This window comes from Sphingomonas colocasiae (assembly GCF_019880585.1).
Taxonomy (GTDB): domain Bacteria; phylum Pseudomonadota; class Alphaproteobacteria; order Sphingomonadales; family Sphingomonadaceae; genus Sphingobium_A; species Sphingobium_A colocasiae.
The window spans coordinates 62,303-84,939 of sequence record NZ_JAINVV010000002.1; the positions used below are offsets into that span (position 1 = coordinate 62,303).

The following is a 22,637-nucleotide window of genomic DNA, read 5'->3' on the forward strand; positions in this document are numbered from 1 at the left end:
TTTCACCGGCATTGCCGACGAACAACCGGAAAAACGAGCATCATGCACGCCTATCGCACCCATAAATGCGCGGAATTGCGCGCCGCACAGGTTGGAGAGAGCGTTCGCCTCTCGGGCTGGATCCATCGCAAGCGCGATCACGGCGGATTGCTGTTCGTCGATCTTCGCGATCATTACGGCATCACCCAGATCGTTACCGACGTGGATTCGGAAGCGTTCAAGGTGATCGACAAGGCTCGCGCCGAATCGGTGATCACGGTGACGGGCGATGTCGTCGCGCGTTCGCCGGAGACGGTGAACCCCAATCTGCCGACCGGCGAGATCGAGATCCGCGCCCGTGACGTGGCGATCCAGTCGCAGGCGCAGGAATTGCCGCTGCCGGTGTTCGGTGACGCCGAATATCCCGAGGATATCCGCCTGCGTTATCGCTTCCTCGATCTGCGCCGCGAGCGGATCCACGCCAATATCGTGCTGCGCAGCAAGGTGATCGCCTCGATTCGTCAGCGCATGATCGGCCAGGGCTTCACCGAGTTCCAGACGCCGATCCTGACCGCGTCGAGCCCCGAGGGCGCGCGCGACTATCTGGTGCCCAGCCGCGTCCATCCTGGAAAATTCTATGCGCTGCCGCAGGCGCCGCAGATGTTCAAGCAGCTGCTGATGGTCGCCGGTTTCGATCGCTATTTCCAGATCGCGCCTTGCTTCCGCGACGAAGATGCGCGCGCCGATCGCAGCCCGGGCGAATTCTACCAGCTCGATTTCGAGATGAGCTTCGTCACGCAGGACGACGTGTTCGCCGCGATCGAGCCGGTGCTGCACGGCGTGTTCGAGGAATTCGCGAACGGCCGCAGCGTCACGCCCGCGCCGTTCCCGCGCATTCCCTATCGCGAATCGATGCTGAAATACGGCAACGACAAGCCCGATCTGCGCAACCCGATCGAGATCGTCGACGTTACCGAACATTTCCGCGACTCGGGCTTCGGCATCTTCGCCGGCATCGTCGCGGGCGGCGGCACGATCCGTGCGATCCCGGCGCCCAAGGCGGGTGAGCGCAGCCGCAAATTCTTCGACGAGATGAACGACTGGTCGCGCACCGAAGGCTATTCGGGTCTCGGCTATATCAACATCAAGGGTGGTGAAGCCGGCGGCCCGATCGCCAAGAATCACGGTCCCGAAGCGACCGCGAAGCTGATCGAGGCACTTGGCCTCGGCCCCGATGACGGCGTGTTCTTCGCCGCCGGCAAGGAAGCCGACGCCGCGAAGCTGGCGGGTCTGGCGCGCACGCGGGCCGGCGAGCAACTCGGCCTGATCGATGCCAACGCCTTCGCATTCTGCTGGATCGTCGATTTCCCGATGTTCGAGTGGGACGAGGACAACAAGAAGGTCGACTTCAGCCACAATCCCTTCTCGATGCCGCAGGGTGAGCTGGAAGCGCTGGAGACCAAGGATCCGCTCGATATCCTCGCCTATCAGTACGACATCGTCTGCAACGGCATCGAGTTGAGCTCGGGCGCGATCCGGAACCACCGTCCGGAGATCATGTACAAGGCGTTCGAGATCGCCGGTTACAGCCAGGAAGAGGTCGACACCAATTTCGCGGGCATGATCAACGCGTTCAAGTTCGGTGCGCCGCCGCACGGCGGATCGGCGCCGGGCATCGACCGCATCGTCATGCTGCTGGCCGACGAGCCGAACATTCGCGAAGTCATCGTCTTCCCGATGAACCAGAAGGCGGAAGACCTGATGATGGGCGCGCCGAGCGCCGTGACCGACAAGCAGCTTCGCGAACTCAACATCCGGATCGTCGAGCAGCCGGCAAAGAGCTGATCACGCCGTTCCCTCCCGCTTGCGGGAGGGGCCGGGTGAGGGCATGTCAGGACATCCCGTGCCCGTTCGGCGTGGGATCAAGGAGCCTGCCATGCCCATCGACCTCAGCGACTATGAAAAAGGCGAGAAGTTCGAAGGCGATTATGACGAGGCGCTGAAGGCCGCGCAGGAGCGGCTAGCGCGCGTGCAGGCCGCCTATATCTGCCATGGCGCGCGCGCCATCATCCTGTTCGAAGGCTGGGATGCGGCCGGCAAGGGCGGGGCGATCAGCCGGATGACCGCCGAACTCGACCCGCGTTATTTCGAGGTTTGGCCGATTTCGGCGCCGACGCCCGAAGAAAAGGAGCGTCATTTCCTCTGGCGGTTCTGGCGCCGCCTGCCGCGTGCGCGCGAGATCGCGGTCTTCGATCGCTCCTGGTACGGCCGCGTGCTTGTCGAACGCGTCGAGGGGTTCGCCAGCGAATCCGAATGGCGGCGCGGCTATGACGAGATCAACGAGTTCGAGGCGCAGCAGAAGGATGCCGGCACGACGATCGTGAAGCTGTTCCTTCACATCACGCAGCACGAACAGGACAAGCGCCTGGCGAGCCGGCTCGACCACCCGTGGAAGCGCTGGAAGACCGGCGAGGAGGATTTCCGAAATCGCGCGCGCCGGGCCGAATATATCAAGGCGATGCACGACATGTTCGCGATCACCGACACGCGCTGGGCGCCGTGGAAGGCGATCGACGCCAACAACAAGAAGGCCGCGCGCATCGCCACGATGATGCATGTCGCCGACCGGCTGGAAGCGGGCGTGAAGATGGAGCCGCCGGCGCTGGATCCGGAGGTCGTGAAGCTGGCGCACAAGGCGTTCGGCTACAAGCCCGACAAGGCGGACGAAGAGGATTGATCGTTCGGGCGGCGCTTATGGATAAGTGATCCCGGTCACTTCATATTCGATCACGCCCGCCGGCAGTTCCACGCGACGAAGATCGCCGATCGCGGCGCCGCGCAGGGCGCGGGCAAGCGGCGCGTTCCATCCGACCAGGCCCTTGCCCGCATCGGCTTCGTCGTCGCCCACCAGGGTGAGCGTTCGTGTACGATCCTCCTCGTCGGCGATCGTCACCGTGGCACCGAAGAAGATGCGCCGGCGGTCTTCCTGCTGCGCGGGATCGATCACTTTCGCGGCCTTCATGCGCTTGGCGAGCCAGCCCAGGCGTCGGTCGATCTCGCGCAGGCGCTTGCGGCCATAGATATAGTCGCCATTTTCGGAACGATCGCCATTGCCCGCCGCCCAGGAAATGACCTCGACCAGCTTGGGGCGCTCGTCGGACAGCAATTGCTGATATTCGGCGTGCAGCCGGGAATAGCCGGCGGGCGTGATGTAGTTGGGACGGTCCGCGCTCATATCATGGGCAATAGAGCATCGCGCGGAAAAGTGGGAACCGGTTTTCCGCAAAAACGATGCGATCACAAATATCTGGAGCGGACTTCGCGATTCAGGTTTCGCGCGGCCGCTCTAGCTGGAAGGGCGGTCCCAGGCCACCGCCATCGCCAGAGCGTTCCCACGTCGAGTGGAAACGCTCTGGTTTTTTGCAGTCGCATTTTCCGAGTCGCTGACCGTAAAAGGTCAACTCGAAAATGCTCTAACCCGCGCTTCGTTTCCCGAGATACCAGGACAGTGGCGTCCGTGCGCCCTTGCTGCGCGCCTTGTCCGGATTGATCGCGTCGTAGACCACTGCATTCTCGAGCACGCGCTGAACGTAGTTGCGCGTCTCGAAGATCGGAATCTGTTCGATCCAGTCGATCATGTCGATGCCCGGCGTGCGCGGGTCGCCATTGGCGCGCAGCCACTTGTTCACATTGCCGGGGCCGGCATTATAGGCGGCGACCGCCAGCGGATAGCTGCCGCCGAAATAGTTGAGCATCGACTGGAAATAGGTCGATCCCAGCCGGATATTGTAGAGCGGATCGCCGGTGAGATTGGCGAGATTGTAGCTTTCGCCGATCTTTCCGGCGGTTTCGCGCGCCGTGCCGGGCATCAGCTGCATCAGGCCGCGCGCGCCGGCATGGCTGACGGCCTCGCGGTCGAACTGGCTTTCCTGGCGCGTGATCGCATGGACCATGGTGAAGTTCGATTCATGCCCGCTCGGCAAGGTCACCACCGGAAAGCCGCTGCGGACATAGTCGTTATGGCCGTTGATGCGGGCGCTGCGCGCGATCATCACGCCCAGATCGGGGCGACGGATCTGGCTGGCCAGCTCGGCGGCGAAATGATGGTCGAGATCGCTCTTCGCATCGTTGGATATGGTGCGCAGGAACTGGGTCTGATCGCGCCAGTCGCCCATTTCGCCGAGCATGCGCGCGGCGCGCACGACGCTGCGATCGAAAAAGGCGGAGCGTTCGGCGGCGGACGGCGTGATCGTCGGCCCGATCGAGGGCGGCGGGATCGGCATGCCCAGCCGCTCGAGCGCGAGCTGGCCGTAGAACTGGTCGTTGAATTCGGAGGCGCGCTGGAAAAAGCCGTTGGCGCGTTCCGCCTGCCCGGCAGAGAGCGCGGCACGGCCCGCCCAGTAAAAGCCCTTGGACTGAGTCTGCGGCGAACGCGCGGCGAGCGCATAGCGTTCGAACATCCCGATCGCATCGGCCGGGCGGCCGAGTTTCTGCATCGCCGTGGTGCCCGCCAGCCATGCCAGGCTGGTATAATCGTCGCGTTCGCCAATCGGGCGGTCGCGGATGTCGATGCCCGGCGCATAACCATCGTCGATCCGGCTCGCGATATTATAGGCGAGCGTCCATTGCGTATCGTTCGCTGCGGCGCGCGCATTGGTCAGCAGCGTCTCGAACCATTCCTCCGCATCGAGCGGCGGCACCGTCAGGCTGCGCGGCCCGGCAAGATAGGCGCGTGCCGCCGGGCTGTTGCCGGTGGTGCGCAGCCAGCCCGCGCGATCAACGATATAGCCGGGGTCGTTCCGGAACCGGTCGTCGAGTGACGTCGCCTTGGTCGCCGCATCGGCCGCCTTGGTCTGCATCGCGATTCGCGCTTCGAACAGCGGGCGCCTGTCGGGCGCAATGAAGGAAAGCTGGCGGACCGCCGCGTTGCTGGCGTTCGACCAGAGCAGCCGCTCCATGCGGAGGTCGTGATCCGCGCTGGTCAGCGTGCTGCCGAACGCGCCGATGATTCGCGCTTCGTCCTCGGGGGAGAGCGTGCCGCCGGTCCAGGCACGCCGCGCCACGGCGCGTGCCTGCTCGGTCCGCCCCATCGCCAGCAATGCGATGGCATGGCGGGCTTCGCCCGTGGTCGTCAGCGCCGGCATCCGCTCGAAATAGGCGGCCACCTGCGGCGGCGAGTAATTATTGGGATTGATTGCGCGTTCGGCGGTTTTCCGCATGGCGGATTCGCCCGGCCAGCCGGGATTCGCGACAAGAAAACTTGCATAGTCGGAGAAGGAATAATTGTCCGACTGGCGCAGCCGGTTCCATGTCACGACGGCGTCGGCCACCGGATCGGTGCGGCCTGGCCGCAGTGCGCCGGTGCTCACGCCCTGAAGCTGCGCCTGGTACCAGCTCCTCTGGTCGGGGCTCAGCGTCTCCGCCATCGCCACGCTCGATGCCGAAAGCATCAATCCTGCTGCAATCAATCGTACAACCATGCTGGACATTTTGGCAGTGCGGTCCTTATCAGGCGCTGAACAACGAAACCTATGTGGCATGCGCGATCTATAGACGCGGTCCTGCGACGAATTGAAGGAGCAAAGGCATGTTTTCCGGGTCGATTCCGGCTCTGGCGACGCCGTTTCGCGACGGGGTGTTCGACGAGAGCGCCTTTCGTGCCTTTATCGACTGGCAGATCGCCGAGGGAAGCAAGGGACTCGTGCCCTGTGGAACCACCGGCGAATCCGCGACGATGACGATCGAAGAGCATAATCGCGTCATCGAGGTCACGATCGAGCAGGCGGCGGGCCGGGTGCCCGTGATCGCCGGCTGTGGTTCGAACGACACCGTGGTCGCGCTTGAGCATATGAAGGTCGCGAAGGCAGCGGGGGCCGCCGCCGCGCTTGTCGTTGCACCCTATTACAACAAGCCCAATCAAGAGGGTGTCTACGCGCATTTCGCGTATCTGGCCGAGCGCTGCGACCTGCCCATCATGCTTTATAATGTGCCGAGCCGCACGATCACCGATATCGAGACGGCGACGATGGCACGGCTGGCCGCGCTGCCGACGGTGATCGGCGTCAAGGACGCGTGCGGCAATGTCGCACGGGTGACGGCGCAGCGGCTCGCTTGCGGCGCCGGTTTCTGCCAGCTTTCCGGCAATGACGATATGGCGCTGGGCTTCATGGCGATGGGCGGCGTCGGCTGTATTTCGGTCACCGCCAATGTCGCGCCCCGGCTGTGCGCCGAATTCCAGGCGGCCTGCGCGGCCGGCGACTGGGATATCGCGCTGCAGCTTCAGGATCGGCTCTATCCGCTTCACGCCGCGCTGTTCAGCGACGCTTCACCTGGTCCGGTGAAATACGCACTCAACCGGATGCGCAACGATTTCTCCCCCGACGTCCGTCTGCCGATGACGCTTCCGTCCGCCGCGAGCCGCGCGGCGGTGGATGCGGCGATGGAGATTGCTGGTCTCACCTGATGGCTCGTCCGCGCCCCACCGAATTCGACAAGGTCAAGACGGTCGCCGAGAATCGGCGGGCGCGGCATGAATATTTCCTCGAGGAGTTCTTCGAGGCGGGAATCGCGCTGACCGGCACCGAAGTGAAATCGCTGCGATTCGGTGAGGGATCGATCGCGGAAAGCTATGCCGAGGTCCGCGACGACCAGGTCTGGCTCGTCAACGCCAATGTGCCCGAGTTCAGCCATGGCAATCGTTTCAATCACGAGCCGAAGCGGCCGCGCAAGCTGCTGCTGCACGAACGCCAGATCAACAAGCTGCGCGTCGGCGTCCAGCGCGAGGGCATGACGCTCATCCCGCTCTCGATCTATTTCAACGGCAAGGGGCGTGCCAAGGTCGAGCTCGCGCTCGCAAAGGGCAAGAAGATGCACGACAAGCGTGAGACCGAACGTGAGCGCGACTGGAAGCGCGACCAGGCCAGGATCCTGCGCGACCGTGGCTAGGGAGCCCGGAAAATTCGCGGCGTGGGTGCGCCGCAACAGTCCTCGCCGAGAGGAACTGATCGAAAGCCGCTGGCTGCGTCCGTTCGCGCATCGCATCGCGCATAGCGAATTGTGGCGCTTCACGCGGCGATCGGTGCCGCGCGGCGTTTCACTGGGCCTGTTCGTCGGCATATTCCTGCTGATCCCGGGCATCCAGATCATCGGTGTCGCCATGCTGGCACTGCCGTGCCGCGCGAACATCCCGATCGGCGCGGCGATGACCTTCCTCAGCAATCCGGCAACCACACCGTTCCTGCTTGCGGCGTCGATCTTCGTCGGAAACCGGGCTTTCGGGCTGCATGCCGATGTGACGACCTTGTCGACCCTGTTCTCGGAAGGCGCGAGCCTGGCCGATTGGGCGGCGTGGTTCTTTTCCGATGCGGCACCGGCGCTGCTGGCGGGGCTGTTCATCATTTCGGTGATCGCGGCAGCGCTCGGCTATGTGATCGCCGCGCTGTTCTGGCGCTGGTGGATCGGCGCGAAATGGCGGCGGCGCGGCCATGGTCATATCGACGTGCCGGTGCACACGCCCTGATCTTCGGCATGGGCTCGCGGGGCGCTTGACGCCCGGCTGAACGGCGGCGAAGACGGAGATCACGCATGTCCGCACCGCCGCTCCTCACCAACCGCCCCGATCCGTTGCCCGACGCACCGGATCGCATGCTCTGGGCGATGATCGGCGGCGGCGCGTTCGTATCGGCGCTCCTGATTCTCTACGCCACGGCAAATAGCGTGATGGCGGCCGCTTTCGCGGCGGCGATCGTGACGGCGGGCACGCTGATGATCGTGTTCCGTCGGCTCTATCCGCCCGCGGATGTGCAGGCCGGCGGGATCGACTGGTCGCTGACGCGCGAGGCCGCCGACAATGACGGCGCGGCGATCGCGATCACCGATCGTGCAGGGCGCCTCGTCTGCGCCAACAATCTCTACGGCGAATGGTTTCAGGGCTTCGCGACCCCGCCGAGCCTGCCGATCGGGCAGGGCGGCGTCACGCAGTTGACCGCCGCCGGCCGGGAGGCCTGGCGTGACGGACTGGGCAGCGTCGACCTGATCGAAGCCAATGGCGCGCGCCTGGCAGCACGTGTCATCCGCAGCGGCCGCGCCGAGGATCACCTGCTCTGGCGCTTCACCCGGCATCGCACGCTCGACCTGCGGGCGGAGGCGCGCCGGCTGATCGAGGGCGACGGCGGCGACCGGCTGGGCGAGGCCGGGATCATGGTCGCGCTCGTCGGCGGGGAAGGGCGCGTGCGCACCGCCAACCGCGCCTTCATCGTCCGCGCGGCGGGACGTCCCGACGCGGCGATCGAGGGGCGCGACTTCGTCACCATGCTGACCTCCGATCGCGAAGGCGTGCTGCGCTTCGCCGAGGAAGGACCGAAAGGCAATCCGCTCAGGCTGATGCAGATGCCGCTCGAAGCCGGCATGATCGAGAGCCCGACATTGATCTTCCTGATCGATGACGATGCGGCCCAGCCTGAGCGTTTCGCGGGCAAGAGCGGCACCGGCCGGCACCTCCAGACCTTGCTTTCGATGCTGCCGCTGGGGCTGGCGCTTACCGATCGCGACGGCCGCTTCCTGTTCATCAACGAGGCGTTCGCGCGCGCGGCGACGATCGAGCCTGGCACCATGCCCGTCTATCCGGGCGATCTGGTGGTGCGCGAGGACAAGGCGGCGGTGGCCGATACGGTGCGGCGCTTCGGCACCGGCCAGCAGGCTCTATCGGGCGATATCGCGGTGCGGCTGCGCGCCAATCCGGAAGAGCCCGTCGCGCTGACGATCGCGGGTGCGCGCGGGTTGGGCGAGGCGGCGGTGCTGCTGAGCCTGAAGGATACCAGCGAGGAATCGAAGCTCAAGCGCCAGGCGGAACAGGCGACGAAGATGCAGGCGGTCGGCCAGCTTGCCGGCGGCGTCGCGCACGATTTCAATAATATCCTGACCGCGATCATCGGCCATTGCGATCTGATGCTGATGCGCCATGCGCCGGGCGACAGCGATTATGACGATATCCAGCAGATCCGCAGCAATTCGAACCGCGCGGCCAGCCTGACGCGACAGCTTCTCGCCTTTTCGCGCCAGCAGACGCTGCGTCCGCAGATCCTGCAATTGCCCGACGTCATTTCGGAAGTGTCGAACCTGCTCAAGCGGCTGCTCGGCGAGACTGTCGTTCTGGAAGTCAGCCATGGCCGCGACCTGGGCGCGGTGCGCGCCGATCCAGGCCAGCTCGAACAGGTGATCGTCAATCTTGCGGTCAATGCGCGCGATGCGATGCAGGGGCGTGGCGGCGGCACGGTGACCATCCAGACATTCGCGGTGCCGGCGTCCGAAGTGCGCCAGATGGGCAGCGAGTTGCTGCCGATCGTCGATTATACCGCACTCAGCATTTCCGACACGGGCTCGGGCATTCCGCCGGAGATCCTGCCCAAGATCTTCGAGCCCTTCTTCACCACGAAGGAAGTGGGCAAGGGGACCGGTCTCGGCCTTTCGACCGTCTACGGCATCGTCAAACAGTCCGGCGGCTTCATCTTCGCGGATTCGAAGCCGGGCGAGGGCACCCGCTTCACCATCTATCTGCCCGTCCATCATGTCGATCCGGCGGTGGAGACGGTGAAACCGACCAAACTGAAGCAGGGCGAGCTCTGGGGATCGGGCACGATCCTGCTCGTCGAGGACGAGGATATGGTCCGCGCGGTCGCCGAGCGTGCGCTCACCCGTCATGGCTATACCGTGCTGACCGCCTCGAACGGGGAGGATGCGCTCGAGGTGCTGAACAGCGGCGCGGCGATCGACATGCTGATCTCCGATGTGGTGATGCCGACCATGGATGGGCCGACGATGGTTCGGATCGCCCGCAAGACCTGGCCGGATCTGCCGATCCTGTTCATGTCCGGCTATGCCGAGGAGCAGCTTCGCAAATCGATCGACCTCGATCGTGTGGCCTTCCTGCCAAAGCCGTTCTCCGTCCAGCAACTCGCCGAAGCGGCGCGTTCGGTGATGGAAGCGAAATAAAGGTCTTTCGCGGAATGCTTTGGCTGCTATGAAGCCGCCAATGCCGGGGCTACGCATCCTTATCGTCGAAGACGAGCCCTTGATCGCCATGATGCTCGAGGATTTCGTCGACGCTCTCGATCATCAGGTCGCGGGATCGGCCGACTGCATCGCGGCGGCGATGCCGCTGGTCGAGGCTGGCGCGTTCGACGCCGCGATCCTCGACGTCAATCTGCGCGGCGGCGAACATTGCTGGCCGGTCGCCGATGCGCTGAGAGCGGCGGGCAAGCCGTTCCTGCTGGCGAGCGGCGGCAACGCCGACGGCGCGCCGGAGGCGCATCGCGCCGCGCCGATGCTTGCGAAGCCCTATACGATGGACGGCGTCAGGGCCGCTCTTGACGCCTTGATCTGACTCGCCGACCAATCGCCCCGACAAGACTTTGAGTCGGGGAGGCATGATGCGTAATCTTTTGGTGTCGGCGGCATTCGGTGCCGTGCTGTTCGCTGTCCCGGCCGTCGCGCAAACCGCGCCCACGGCTCAGCAGCGCACGGTCGAAACAGGCTTGATCGCGGCGACGATCATCGACGGCAAGGCGGAAAGCTGGACGATCGAACAGCGCATGGCACGCTGGAAAGTGCCTGGCGTCAGCATTGCGGTGGTCGACAATGGCAAGATCGTCTGGTCGCGCGGCTATGGCGTGGTTTCGGCCGATGGAAAGGCTCCGGTCACGCCCGATACGCGGTTCCAGGCCGCGTCGATCAGCAAGCCGGTGGCGGCGATCGCCGCGCTTTCGCTGGTCCAGCAAGGCACGCTTTCGCTCGATACCGACGTCAATGCGACGCTCAAGAGCTGGAAACTGCCGGCCAGCGATTTCACCAGGGACAAGCCCGTCACGCTGCGCGCGCTGCTGTCGCATACCGGCGGCACGACCATTCACGGATTTCCGGGCTATGCCCAGGGCGTTCCGGTCGCCACCAACATCCAGGTGCTGAACGGTACACCGCCCGCCAACACCAAGGCCGTGGTCTCCGAAGCGAAGCCGGGCGAGCGCTGGCGATATTCCGGCGGCGGCTATCAGATCGCGCAGCAGATGATCGAGGATGCGACGGGCAAGGTTTTCGGGGATGTCGTGCGTGATCGGGTGCTGGTGCCGGCGGGGATGACGCTGAGCGGCTATGCCCTGCCTGCCAAGGGCAGCTTCGCGCACGGCCATGGCGAAGACGGCAAGCCGATCGCCGGCGGGTGGCACACCTATCCCGAAGGGGCGGCGGCTGGGCTGTGGACGACGCCGACGGATCTTGCGAAATTCGGCCTTGCGCTGACCAAGGCCTGGAAGGGAGAGGCCGGTGCGGTGCTCAACCCGGCGACCGCGGCCGCGATGGCGACGCCGGTGATGGGCGATTACGGCCTGGGGCCGAGCGTGAAGGGTGAGGGCGACGCACTCGCCTTTTCGCACGGCGGCGCGAACGAAGGCTTCCGTGCATTCTGGATCATCCACCCGCGCACCGGAGACGGTGTGGCGGTGATGACCAATGGCGATTCCGGCGGCCAGGTGATGATGGAGATCGTCCGCAGCGTGGCCAAGGCCTATGGCTGGCCCGATTTCAAGCCGGTCGCGCACAAGAGCGTTGCGCTCGCGCCCGATGTGCTGGCCGCGCGCGAAGGCCAGTGGATCGGCGAGGCCGGCGGAGATCGCGTCACGGTCACTGCCCGGAGCGGCGGCGGCAACATGATCCTGGAAGCGATGGGCGCGTCGTTCACATTCGTGCCGACCTCGCCCACCGACATGATCAATGGCGAGAATGGCCAGACCGCCAGCTTCGTGACGGGGGCGGACGGCAAACCGGTCCTCAAAATGTACGGCCTGGAATTCCGCCGCGCCGAATAGGATCGGCCTTCGTCATATCGGCCTCTGATTTCCAATCGGGATCGTTGCATCTCGATTGGAAAAGAGGCAGCATGCCCCCAAGCCGCTGGCGACGATCCGGCGGCATCACGATAAGGGCGGGGGTTCAAAGCGATATGAGACTGATCAAGTCATTATTCGGGGCGGCGCTGACGCTTGCCGCCGGCATGGGTGTTGCCCAGCAGGCGCAGCAGACATCGCCGGCCCTGGTTCCGGCGCCTGCCGCAACTTCGGCCGCCGGCGGGGCGATCGCCGCGCCGGCGATCGACGGCCGCCGCGCGCTGACCAAGGAAGATGCGGACACCTGGCTCGACGGCTTCATGCCTTACGCGCTGGCGCGCGGGGATATTCCCGGCGCGGTCGTCGTGATCGTGAAGGACGGACAGGTGTTGACGCAGCGCGGCTTCGGCTTCTCCGATGTCGCCGCGCGCAAGCCCGTCGATCCGGCCACCACCCTGTTCCGGCCGGGATCGGTGTCGAAGCTCTATACCTGGACGGCGGTGATGCAGCTCGTCGAGCAGGGCAAGATCGATCTCGACGCCGATGTGAACACCTATCTCGATTTCAAGATCCCCGCCTATCAGGGCAAGCCCCTGACGATGCGGAACATCATGACCCATACCCCGGGCTTCGAGGAAGCGGGGCGGGACCTGATCGTCGACAAGGGGCCGGTCGCCTCGCTGGAGGCCGCGCTGAAGCGCTGGACGCCGCAGCGCGTCTATGCACCGGGATCGACGCCCGCCTATTCCAACTATGCGACCGCGCTGGCCGGCTATATCGTCCAGCGCCTTTCCGGCATGCCGTTCGACGATTATATCGAACGCAACATCTTCCAGCGGCTGGGCATGACGCATGCCAGCTTCCGCCAGCCGCTTCCGGCCAATCTCCAGCCCTTCATGGCCAAGGGCTATCAGGCCGCCTCGACCGAGCCCAAGCCTTATGAGCTGATCGCGATGGCGCCGGCCGGCAGCTCGGCGATCAGCGGCGGCGACATGGCCAAGTTCATGATCGCGCACCTCGCCGATGGCGGGCCGCTGCTGAAGCCCGAAACCGCGAAGCTGATGCATTCGCCGGCCAATGATCCGATCCCGGGGCTCGACCGGATGATGCTCGGTTTCTACGAGCAGAAGGTGAACGGCCAGAGTGCGATCGCGCATGGCGGCGACACCAAATGGTTCCATTCGGAACTGATCCTGTTCCCGCAGGAAAAGGTGGGCATCTACATTTCGGCGAACAGTGCGGGCAAGGACGGCGCGATCAGCCCGATCCGCACCGCTTTTTTCCGCCAGTTCGCCGACCGTTATTTCCCCGCCAAGGATACGGCGGTGCCCAAGGAGCTGCCGACGGCGAAGGAACATGCGGCGATGGTCGCCGGCACTTACGAGAACAGCCGTGCGGCGGTCGAGAATTTCGGAGCGATGCTGGGTCTGCTCAGCCAGCTCAAGGTGACGACCGACAAGGACGGCAAGCTTTCGGTCGATGCGTTCACCACGCTGGGTGACGCGCCGCGCAAATGGGTGGAGGTCGCGCCCTTCATCTGGCGTTCGGTCGAGGATGGCGAACTGTTCGGCGCGAAGGTGGAGAACGGCAAGGTCGTCCGTGTCGCCTATGGTCCGATCGCACCGATCATGGTGTTCGACCGGGCGCCTTGGCACAAGGACACCGCCTGGCTGATGCCGCTGCTGATCGCGAGCCTGATCGTGATCGCGCTGACGGCCTTGTCCTGGCCGGCAGGGGCGATCAACCGCCGTCGCTATGGCGCCGCGCTGGCGCTTACCGGACGCGATCTTTCGACCTATCGGGTGGTGCGATTGTTCTGCTGGCTCGCGCTGGCGGTACCGCTCGGCTGGATGTTCCTGATCTCGGTCGCCTTCGAGGGAACGACACCCGCCACCGGTATCTGGCTGCTGCAGATCCTGGGCATCCTCGTCATTCCCGGTCTGTTCGGTCTGGCGGTCTGGAATGCGGTGCGGGCTTTCAAGGCGCGGCGCGGCTGGTTCTCCAAGACCTGGAGCGTGCTGCTGGCGCTTGCCGCGTTCGTGTTGCTGTGGGTCGCTTTCGTGTTCAAGCTGATCAGCCTGGGCGCGAATTTCTAAGGAGAAGGCGTCCGGCGGATGCCGGGCGCCTCCCCATGTTTCAGCCGGAAAGGGCGGGGCGGAAACGCCTCGCCCTTTCGTGTTGGAACATTGCTGGAACAAAATTATGTTCCACTCTTGTTCTTTTGGAACAAATCATATACACCGCCATCATGCGTTGAACGGATCACGCGATCGATCTACGGAAAGGGCGGGCCATGGCGGCACAACTCAAGCTCATCGAATCCGACAAGGGAAATATGGACAGGCAGAAAGCACTGGAGGCGGCGCTCGCCCAGATCGATCGCGCATTCGGCAAGGGATCGGCGATGAAGCTCGGCTCGCGCGAGGCGATGGAGGTCGAGGCGATCTCCACCGGATCGCTCGGGCTCGACATCGCACTCGGCATCGGCGGTTTGCCGCGCGGCCGGGTTATCGAGATCTACGGCCCGGAAAGCTCGGGCAAGACCACGCTGGCGCTGCATGTCATCGCCGAAGCGCAGAAGATGGGCGGCACCGCCGCGTTCGTCGACGCGGAACATGCGCTCGATCCCGTCTATGCGAAGAAACTGGGCGTCGACATCGACGAACTGATCGTCTCGCAGCCCGATACGGGCGAGCAGGCGCTGGAGATCACGGATACGCTGGTGCGCTCCAACGCGATCGACGTCCTCGTCGTCGACTCGGTCGCCGCGCTGGTGCCGAAGGCCGAAATCGAGGGCGAGATGGGCGACAGCCATGTCGGCCTGCAGGCGCGCCTGATGTCGCAATCCCTGCGCAAGCTGACCGGCTCGATCAGCCGTTCGCGCTGCATCGTGATCTTCATCAACCAGCTCCGCATGAAGATCGGCGTGATGTATGGCAATCCGGAGACGACGACGGGCGGCAATGCGCTGAAATTCTATGCGTCGGTCCGTCTCGACATCCGCCGCACCGGCCAGATCAAGGATCGTGACGATATCGTCGGCAACACCACGCGCGTGAAGGTGGTGAAGAACAAGGTCGCGCCGCCGTTCAAGCAGGTCGAATTCGACATCATGTATGGCGAAGGCGTCTCGAAGATCGGCGAAATCCTCGATCTCGGCGTGAAGGCCGGGCTTGTCGAGAAATCGGGCGCCTGGTTCTCCTACGACTCGGTCCGGATCGGGCAGGGGCGCGAGAACGCCAAGACCTTCCTCAAGGAAAACCCCGAGCTCACCGCGAAACTCGAGGGCGCGATCCGTGCGCGCACCGAGAAGGTGTCCGAGGAAATGATGACCGGACCCGAGGCGGACGACGATATCTGATCGGCTTACGCTTCAAGCACAGGGAAGGCCCGTCGCATGTCGGCGGGCCTTTCGTGTTTGACGCGACTTTCCTGTCATCCCCGCGCATGCGGGGATCCAGAAAAATGTCGATCATCAAGCTCTGTGTCCCTGGATTTCCGTGTGCGCGGGAATGACGGCGAGGGATGTTCTGATGGAATCCCGAAGCGGCTGAGCAGCTCTCGAGAAATCCCTCTCGCCATTCGTGCGAAAGATGCGAGACTGTGGCTCGACGCCGCCTGCCGCTCTATTCATGAACGGGCGGCCGGGAGACGCCGATGACGATCACCGTCCATCATCTTGAAAATTCGCGGTCGCAGCGTGTTCTCTGGATGCTCGAGGAACTTGGCCTGCCCTATACGGTCAAGCGCTACGAACGAAATCCGAGGACCATGCTGGCGCCGCCGGAGCTCAAGGCGGTTCATCCGCTCGGCAAATCGCCCGTCATCGAACATGACGGACGCATCGTCGCTGAAACGGCGGCGATCCTGGAATATCTGGTCGAGATCGGCGATGGCCGCCTTGGCCCGCCCGCGCATCGGGAAGCGGCGCTACGCTATCGCCATTTCCTCCATTATGCCGAAGGCTCGATGATGCCGCCGCTGCTGGTGATGCTCGTCATCAACAAGCTCGGCCTGCTGGGGCGTCCCGCCCGTGGCCGCATTCAATCGATGGTCGATCAGCATCTCGATTTCGTCGAGGCCGAGCTGGCGTCGCGGCCGTGGTTCGCGGGCGATGTCTTCACCGCCGCCGATGTGATGATGAGCTTTCCGCTGGAAGCGTCGCGGCAGCGTGCCGGTCTCGATGCGTCGCGCCCGGCGACGATCGCATGGCTCGATGCCATCCATGCCCGGCCCGCCTATGCCGCCGCGCTGGAGCGGGGCGGGCCGTACGCCTACGCTTGAAGGAGCCAACACGTCATTCCGGCTTTTGCCGGAAGGACGTGTGGATGTTTCCGCTCCCGAACGCGGGTCAAACGTCGCGGAAGCTGTCCGGTGCCTTTTCCGCCGCGCCGGGAACATTGCTCGGCGCCTTCGGCGGATCGGATTCCGCGGGTTCGATCGGATCGAGCCCGCCTTCCCATTTCGCGATCACCGTGCTTGCCACAGCATTGCCGATGACGTTGGTCGCGGTGCGGCCCATGTCGAGGAAATGGTCGACCGCCAGGATCAGCAACAGGCCGGCTTCGGGGATCTTGAACAGCGGCAGCGTCGCCGCGATCACCACCAGGCTGGCGCGGGGCACGCCGGCGATGCCCTTGCTGGTCACCATCAGCACCAGCAGCAGCGTGATTTCCTGGCTGAGCGTCAGGTCGATGCCATAGGCCTGGGCGATGAAGATCGCCGCGAAGGTCATGTACATCATCGAGCCGTCGAGATTGAACGAATAGCCCAGCGGCAGCACGAAGCTGGCAATGCGCGGCGGCACGCCGAAGCGGTCCAGCGCTTCCAGCGTGCGCGGGAATGCGGCTTCGGAGGATGCGGTGGAGAAGCCCAGCAGGATCGGTTCGCGCAGATAGCGGACAAGCAGGCCGGTGCGTTTGCCGACGACCAGGAAGGCGACGCCGAGCAGCAAGGCCCACAGGATGATGAGGCCCAGATAGAAGCTGCCCATGAAATAGGCGAGATCGCCGATCACCCCCGGGCCGCGCTCGGTGAGCGTGCCGGCGACCGCCGCGAACACCGCGATGGGCGCGAAGCGCATCACATAATCGGTGATCTGCAGCATGACGTGGACGAGCGCTTCGGTCGCCTTGACGAGCGGCGCGGCCTTTTCGCCGACCGCAGTGATCGCGACGCCGACGAACACCGAGAAGACGACGATCTGCAGGATCTCGTTGGTCGCCATCGCCTCGATCATCGATGCGGGCACCAGATGGGTGATGAAATCCTTCAGGCTGAAACCGGCCTTCGCCAGCCCGGCCGATTCGGTGACGGGCGGCAGCGGCAGGTTGAGCCCGACGCCGGGCTGGAGCAGGTTGACGAGCACGAGGCCGAGGGTCAGCGACACCAGGCTGGCGCCGATGAACCAGGTCAGCGAACGCAGGCCGACGCGCCCAAGCGCCGCGGTGTCGCCCATATGCGCGATGCCCACGACCAGCGTGGAGAAGACCAGCGGTGCGATGATCATCTTGATCAGCCGCAGGAACAAGGTGGTTACGATCGAGAAATAGCCCGCGATTTCCTTGAGGCGCTCATTGGCCGCCTCGCTGCCGTCGGCGATACCGGCATTGATTGCCCAGCCGATCACGAGGCCGAGCGCCAGCCCGATCAGAATATAGGTCGTCAGGCGCTTGGCCACGATGTTCTCCCCCAAGGTGATTCCGGCCATATGGGCAATGGCGCCACGCGCCTTCGCCTCCAATCGAGCCGGATCCTGCTCGATATGATCGGACCTTGACCGCATCGGGCGAACGCCCGGCACGATCAAGGTCCAACGAAGCGCCCTAGGAAGGGCATCATGGCGCGGCGGTCAAGCGCTTATGGTTCAAACCGTCGCTTTCGCCTGTTTCACGACATCCTCGGCATGCTTGCCGCTCAGTTCGGCGAGATGATCGAAGCGGGCCTCGAAACTGGCCAGTCCCTGGCTGAGCGAGCGCAGTTCGGCGTCGAGGCCGTGCAGTTCCGCCTCTGGCACCAGCGCCTCGACCACGTCCCAGCGCGACCAGCCGTCGCGCGTGTCGATCCCCAGCACCTGACCGCGCCGGCTGGAGACGGTGGAACTGACCTTCGACGTGGCGCTGCCTGGCGTGGAGACGGTCACGCGGCAAACCGGTTCGAGCAGATAGGGCGCGCATTGCGGCAGGGCATCCGCCATCGCGATCCGCCCGGCGGTGCGGAAGGCGAGTTCCGAACTGTCGACCGAATGGAAGGAGCCGTCGGTCAGCATCACGGCCACATCGACCACCGGAAAGCCCAGCGGCCCCTTGGTCATCGCGTCCTGTACGCCGTCCTCGACGGCCGGGATCCATTGCTTGGGAATGGCGCCCCCGGTGATGCGATCCGCGAATGCAAAGCCTTCGCCGCGCGATTGCGGGCGGATTTCGATGACGACATCGCCGAACTGGCCGTGACCGCCCGATTGCTTCTTGTGGCGGCCGCGCTGGGTGGCGGGTTTGCGGATCGATTCGCGATAGGCGATGCCCGGCCTGCGCGTCTCGACCGCAACGCCGTAGCGCCGCTTGAGCCTGGCGAGCGTCATGTTCAGATGCTCGTCGTTGATCCCGCGCAACAGCGTTTCGTGGAGAGCCTCGTCCTGCTCCCAGGCAAGCGACGGATCTTCCTCGATCAGTTTCTGCAACGCGGTCGACAGGCGGACATCGTCCTTGCGATCGCGGGTCACGATGGCGACGGCGGCGTTGGTGGCGGGCCGGGCAAGGGCGGGAGGCTCGCCCTTGGGGCGGACGCCGATGCCGAGCCAGCGGCCCGCGCGCGCCTCGTCGAGCTTGGCGAGCGCGACAATGGCGCCGGGTTCGGCGGCGCCGAGCTTCGCGGTCGTGGCGCCCTGCACAGAGAAGAGGCCACCGACGCGAAAGCTGTCTCCCGCCGCGTCGTGCAACTCCGCGCCCTCGGGCAGCCTGCCCCCGAAGATGCGCGCATAGGCGAGCCGGCCGACCGCGCTGCCGTGCGACACCTTGAAGACGAACGCGCCGCTGCCCGACAAGTCCAGCCGTTCGGCCGCGGCCTCGGCGGTCGCGGTTTCATGGCGCAGCATCTTGAGTAGTCGGTGCACGCCGAAGCCGTTGAGCGCGGAACCGAACACCACCGGCACGACCAGCCCGTCGCGCGCCTCGCGCGCCAGATCGGATATCACCGTTTCGAGTTCGGGCGTTTCGTCCGACAGCAATTGCTCGAGCAGATAATCGTCGTGATCGGACAATCGCTCGAGCATGCGGAAACGGTCGGAGGCTTCACGCTCCTTCAATTCGCCCGGAATCTCGATGCGCTCGGCTTCCTTGCCCGGTCGATAATGATAGGCGCGCTCCAGCGCGAGATCGACGCAGCCGGTCACCTTCTCGCCGTCGCGGATCGGGATCTGGCGCGCGATCAGCGGCGCGCGGCTGAGCGGCTGGAGCGCATCGAGCAATTCGCGGATCGATCCGCGCCCCTGGTCGATCTTGTTGACGAAGATCGCATGGGGCACGCCGAGCGCTTCCAGCCTGCGCAGCGACGGTTCGGCCAGGCCGGCGCGGGCTTCATCGGGATCGATCACGATCACCGCAAGGTCCGCCGCCATCACGGCGGCGTCGCCGTCCGCCTGGAAGCCGATCGCGCCCGGCGTGTCGAGCAGCGTGAAACTGTCGCCGAGATAGTCGAAACGCATCAGGTTGAGTTCGGTCGATCCGCCCCGGGATCGCGCTTCCGCGCTCGCATCGCCCACACTGGTTCCCGCCGATACCGCGCCCTGCCTCGGGATCGCGCCCGATGCGAACAGCAATGCCTCCGCAAGACTGGTCTTGCCCGCGCCGGCCGGACCGACCAGCGCGACGGCTCTAGCGCCTGCCTGATGCTCCATATGACCTCTCCTAACTCGTGGGATTGTTTCTCCTCTTCCCCGCGTGCGAATCATGCTCTGCCTGTGCGCGCCGGAATGCAAGGGGCGACTGCATATCGATGGATCGCGGTCATTTTCTCCGACCGCGGCGCCGTTTTCTTCGGAAAATCGGGAATTTTCGGGCGCGGCGCTTGCCGATACAAAAACCGGTTCCCACTTTTTCACGATCTGCTCTAAGTCGCGCTCATGACATCGACCAACGACATCCGCCGCTCATTCCTCGACTATTTCGAGAGCACCGGTCATGCGCGCGTGCCGTCCGCGCCACTGGTGCCGCATAATGATCCGACGCTCATGTTCGTGAACGCGGGCATGGTGCCGTTCAAGAACGTATTCACCGGGCTTGAGAAGCGGCCTTATTCGCTGGCGACGTCGAGCCAGAAATGCGTGCGTGCCGGCGGCAAGCACAATGATCTGGACAATGTCGGCTATACGGCGCGGCATCACACCTTTTTCGAGATGCTGGGCAATTTCAGCTTCGGCGAATATTTCAAGGAACAGGCGATCATCCACGCCTGGACGCTGCTGACCCGCGAATGGGGCATCCCCGCCGAAAGGCTGACCGCCACCGTCTATCATACCGACGATCAGGCGTTCGATCTGTGGAAGAAGATCACGGGCCTGCCCGATCACCGGATCATCCGCATTCCGACCAAGGACAATTTCTGGGCGATGGGATCGGACGGGCCCTGCGGGCCGTGCTCGGAAATCTTCTACGACCATGGTGATCATATCCCCGGCGGCCCTCCGGGCTCGCCCGACGAGGATGGCGATCGTTTCGTCGAGATCTGGAATCTCGTCTTCATGCAGTTCGTGCAGGAGGCCGATCAGATCATCGGCGACCTGCCCAGGCCGAGCATCGACACCGGCATGGGGCTGGAGCGCATCGCCGCCGTGCTTCAGGGCGTTCACGACAATTACGATACCGACACGTTCAAGGCGCTGATCGCCGAAAGCGGCGCGCTGACCCACACCGCCACCGATGGCGAATTCAAGGCGAGCCATCGGGTGATCGCCGATCACCTGCGTTCGGCGGGCTTCCTGGTCGCCGATGGCGTGCTGCCCGCGAATGAAGGGCGTGGTTATGTGCTGCGCCGGATCATGCGCCGCGCGATGCGCCACGCGCATCTGATCGGCGCCAAGGAACCGCTGATGTACCGGCTGGTTTCGTCATTGGTGGCCGAAATGGGCGGCGCCTTCCCCGAACTGGTGCGCGCCCAGCCGCTGATCGAGGCGACGCTGCTGCAGGAAGAGACGCGATTCCGCCAGACGCTGTCGAACGGGCTGCGCCTGCTCGACGAGGCGACGGCGGGCATGAACGAAGGCGATGTGCTGCCCGGCGAGACCGCGTTCAAGCTCTACGACACTTATGGTTTCCCCTATGACCTGACCGAGGATGCGCTCCGCGTCGGCGGCCTGACCGTCGATCGGGCCGGCTTCGATTCCGCGATGGCGGCGCAGAAGGCGGCGGCGCGCGCGGCGTGGAAGGGATCGGGCGACAAGGCGTCGGACGAGGTCTGGTACGATATCGCCGAGGAACTCGGCGGCACCGAATTCACCGGCTACACCGCTAGCGATGGCGAAGGGCAGGTGGTTGCCATCGTCAAGGACGGTGCGCGCGTCGACAGCGCCGAGGCGGGCGATGCGGTCACCATCCTGACCAACCAGACGCCTTTCTACGGCGAGAGCGGCGGCCAGATGGGCGATGCCGGCACGATCTCCAGCGATCGCGGCCTGCAGGCGGTGGTCGAGGACACGTCGAAGCCGCTTGGCCGGCTGCATGCGCACAAGACGCGTATCGATACGGGCAGCGTCGCTGTCGGCGATACGGTTCGCCTTGCGATCGACGTCGCGCGCCGCGACGCGCTGCGCGCGAACCACTCGGCCACTCACCTGCTGCACGCGGCTTTGCGCGATCGGCTGGGCGGCCATGTGACGCAGAAGGGCAGCCTGGTCGCGCCCGATCGTCTGCGTTTCGATTTCTCGCATCCCTCGGCGCTGACGTCGCCGCAGATCGCCGAGATCGAGGCGGATGTGAATGCGCAGATCCGCGGCAACCAGAGCGTTTCGACGCGATTGATGACGCCCGACGATGCCGTCGCGGCCGGTGCGCTCGCGCTGTTCGGCGAGAAATATGGCGACGAGGTGCGCGTGCTCTCGATGGGGGCGGGCGCGGACAAGAGCTATTCGGTCGAGCTGTGCGGCGGCACCCATGTCAACGCGCTCGGCGATATCGCGATCTTCAAGATCATCTCCGAAAGCGCGGTTTCGAGCGGCGTCCGCCGGATCGAGGCGCTGACGGGCGAGGGCGCGCGCGTGTGGCTGAACGCCCGCGACGAGCGGCTGAAGGAAACGGCGGCCACGCTCAAATCCTCGCCCGACGAAGTGCCGGCGCGCGTCGCCGCGCTGCTCGACGAGCGCAAGCGGCTCGAACGCGAACTGGCCGACGCGAAAAAGGCGCTCGCGCTGGGCGGCGGCGGTGCCGCCGGGGGCGATGCGGCGGGGCCGGATCAGGTCGGCGGTCACGCCTTCCTGGGTCAGGTGGTCGAAGGGCTCGATCCCAAGGGGCTGCGCGGCGCGGTCGACGAGATGAAGACGCGGCTCGGCTCGGGCATCGCTGCGCTGGTCGCCGTCAATGACGGGCGTGCCTCGGTCGCGGTCGGCGTCACCGCCGATCTGACCGGCGCGGTCAGTGCGGTCGATCTCGTCAAGGCGGCGGTCGCGGCGCTGGGCGGTCAGGGCGGTGGCGGCCGCCCGGACATGGCGCAAGGCGGCGGTCCGGATGGCGACAAGGCGGCTGATGCCCTGTCTGCGGTGCGGAGCGTTCTGGAGTCCGTGCCGGCCTGACG

The 22,637-nt window shown here is 65.0% G+C and carries 16 protein-coding genes; 12 read left to right on the forward strand and 4 right to left on the reverse strand.

Going from position 1 to position 22,637, the window contains the following annotated elements; translation table 11 throughout:
- The first annotated feature begins 42 nt into the window (after nucleotides 1-42).
- Complete coding sequence (aspS, locus tag K7G82_RS03475) at nucleotides 43-1,824, forward strand: aspartate--tRNA ligase (RefSeq protein WP_222988452.1); 1,782 nt, start codon at nucleotides 43-45, stop codon at nucleotides 1,822-1,824.
- 91 nt (nucleotides 1,825-1,915) lie between these two features.
- Nucleotides 1,916-2,716, forward strand: a complete 801-nt coding sequence (locus K7G82_RS03480; RefSeq protein WP_222988453.1) for a polyphosphate kinase 2 family protein — start codon at nucleotides 1,916-1,918, stop codon at nucleotides 2,714-2,716.
- Between the two features lie 15 nt (nucleotides 2,717-2,731).
- On the opposite strand, the gene greB is transcribed toward K7G82_RS03480, so the two are convergent.
- Together greB and K7G82_RS03490 are read right to left on the reverse strand one after the other, a co-directional pair.
- Nucleotides 2,732-3,214 carry a transcription elongation factor GreB gene (gene greB / locus K7G82_RS03485; RefSeq protein WP_222988454.1) on the reverse strand — a complete coding sequence of 161 codons (483 nt, stop codon included), beginning with the start codon at nucleotides 3,212-3,214 and terminating at the stop codon, nucleotides 2,732-2,734.
- A gap of 238 nt (nucleotides 3,215-3,452) precedes the next feature.
- The gene (locus K7G82_RS03490; protein ID WP_246623236.1) at nucleotides 3,453-5,429 is read right to left on the reverse strand and encodes a lytic transglycosylase domain-containing protein; all 1,977 of its coding nucleotides are present in this window, start codon (nucleotides 5,427-5,429) and stop codon (nucleotides 3,453-3,455) included.
- 137 nt (nucleotides 5,430-5,566) lie between these two features.
- Between K7G82_RS03490 and dapA the strand changes: the two genes are divergently transcribed.
- From dapA to K7G82_RS03535, 9 genes are all read left to right on the forward strand, one after another.
- The gene (gene dapA / locus K7G82_RS03495) at nucleotides 5,567-6,442 is read left to right on the forward strand and encodes a 4-hydroxy-tetrahydrodipicolinate synthase (protein WP_222988456.1); all 876 of its coding nucleotides are present in this window, start codon (nucleotides 5,567-5,569) and stop codon (nucleotides 6,440-6,442) included.
- Nucleotides 6,442-6,924, forward strand: coding sequence for an SsrA-binding protein SmpB (smpB, locus tag K7G82_RS03500; protein WP_222988457.1), 483 nt, complete (start codon nucleotides 6,442-6,444; stop codon nucleotides 6,922-6,924). Before dapA ends, smpB begins: the two co-directional genes overlap by 1 nt.
- Entirely contained in the window at nucleotides 6,917-7,498 is a 582-nt protein-coding gene (locus K7G82_RS03505) for a DUF2062 domain-containing protein (protein WP_222988458.1), read from the forward strand. Before smpB ends, K7G82_RS03505 begins: the two co-directional genes overlap by 8 nt.
- Nucleotides 7,499-7,563: 65 nt before the next feature.
- Entirely contained in the window at nucleotides 7,564-9,969 is a 2,406-nt protein-coding gene (locus K7G82_RS03510) for a hybrid sensor histidine kinase/response regulator (RefSeq protein WP_425517240.1), read from the forward strand.
- Between the two features lie 40 nt (nucleotides 9,970-10,009).
- Entirely contained in the window at nucleotides 10,010-10,360 is a 351-nt protein-coding gene (locus K7G82_RS03515; RefSeq protein WP_222988459.1) for a response regulator, read from the forward strand.
- A 46-nt stretch (nucleotides 10,361-10,406) separates the two neighbouring features.
- Nucleotides 10,407-11,837, forward strand: coding sequence for a serine hydrolase domain-containing protein (locus K7G82_RS03520; RefSeq protein WP_222988460.1), 1,431 nt, complete (start codon nucleotides 10,407-10,409; stop codon nucleotides 11,835-11,837).
- Nucleotides 11,838-11,971: 134 nt separating this feature from the next.
- Entirely contained in the window at nucleotides 11,972-13,951 is a 1,980-nt protein-coding gene (locus K7G82_RS03525; protein ID WP_222988461.1) for a serine hydrolase domain-containing protein, read from the forward strand.
- A 197-nt stretch (nucleotides 13,952-14,148) separates the two neighbouring features.
- Nucleotides 14,149-15,216, forward strand: a complete 1,068-nt coding sequence (gene recA, locus K7G82_RS03530) for a recombinase RecA (protein WP_222988462.1) — start codon at nucleotides 14,149-14,151, stop codon at nucleotides 15,214-15,216.
- A gap of 296 nt (nucleotides 15,217-15,512) precedes the next feature.
- A complete protein-coding gene (locus tag K7G82_RS03535) occupies nucleotides 15,513-16,139 on the forward strand; it encodes a glutathione S-transferase family protein (RefSeq protein ID WP_222988463.1) in 627 nt (208 codons plus the stop codon).
- 67 nt (nucleotides 16,140-16,206) lie between these two features.
- Here K7G82_RS03535 and K7G82_RS03540 read toward each other — a convergent pair whose 3' ends face one another.
- Together K7G82_RS03540 and K7G82_RS03545 are read right to left on the reverse strand one after the other, a co-directional pair.
- Nucleotides 16,207-17,535 carry a dicarboxylate/amino acid:cation symporter gene (locus K7G82_RS03540; RefSeq protein WP_222988464.1) on the reverse strand — a complete coding sequence of 443 codons (1,329 nt, stop codon included), beginning with the start codon at nucleotides 17,533-17,535 and terminating at the stop codon, nucleotides 16,207-16,209.
- A 186-nt stretch (nucleotides 17,536-17,721) separates the two neighbouring features.
- Nucleotides 17,722-19,749: an elongation factor G gene (locus K7G82_RS03545; RefSeq protein ID WP_222988465.1), complete on the reverse strand. Its 2,028-nt coding sequence runs from the start codon at nucleotides 19,747-19,749 to the stop codon at nucleotides 17,722-17,724.
- A gap of 225 nt (nucleotides 19,750-19,974) precedes the next feature.
- Between K7G82_RS03545 and alaS the strand changes: the two genes are divergently transcribed.
- Complete coding sequence (gene alaS / locus K7G82_RS03550; RefSeq protein WP_222988466.1) at nucleotides 19,975-22,635, forward strand: alanine--tRNA ligase; 2,661 nt, start codon at nucleotides 19,975-19,977, stop codon at nucleotides 22,633-22,635.
- Nucleotides 22,636-22,637: the final 2 nt, after the last annotated feature.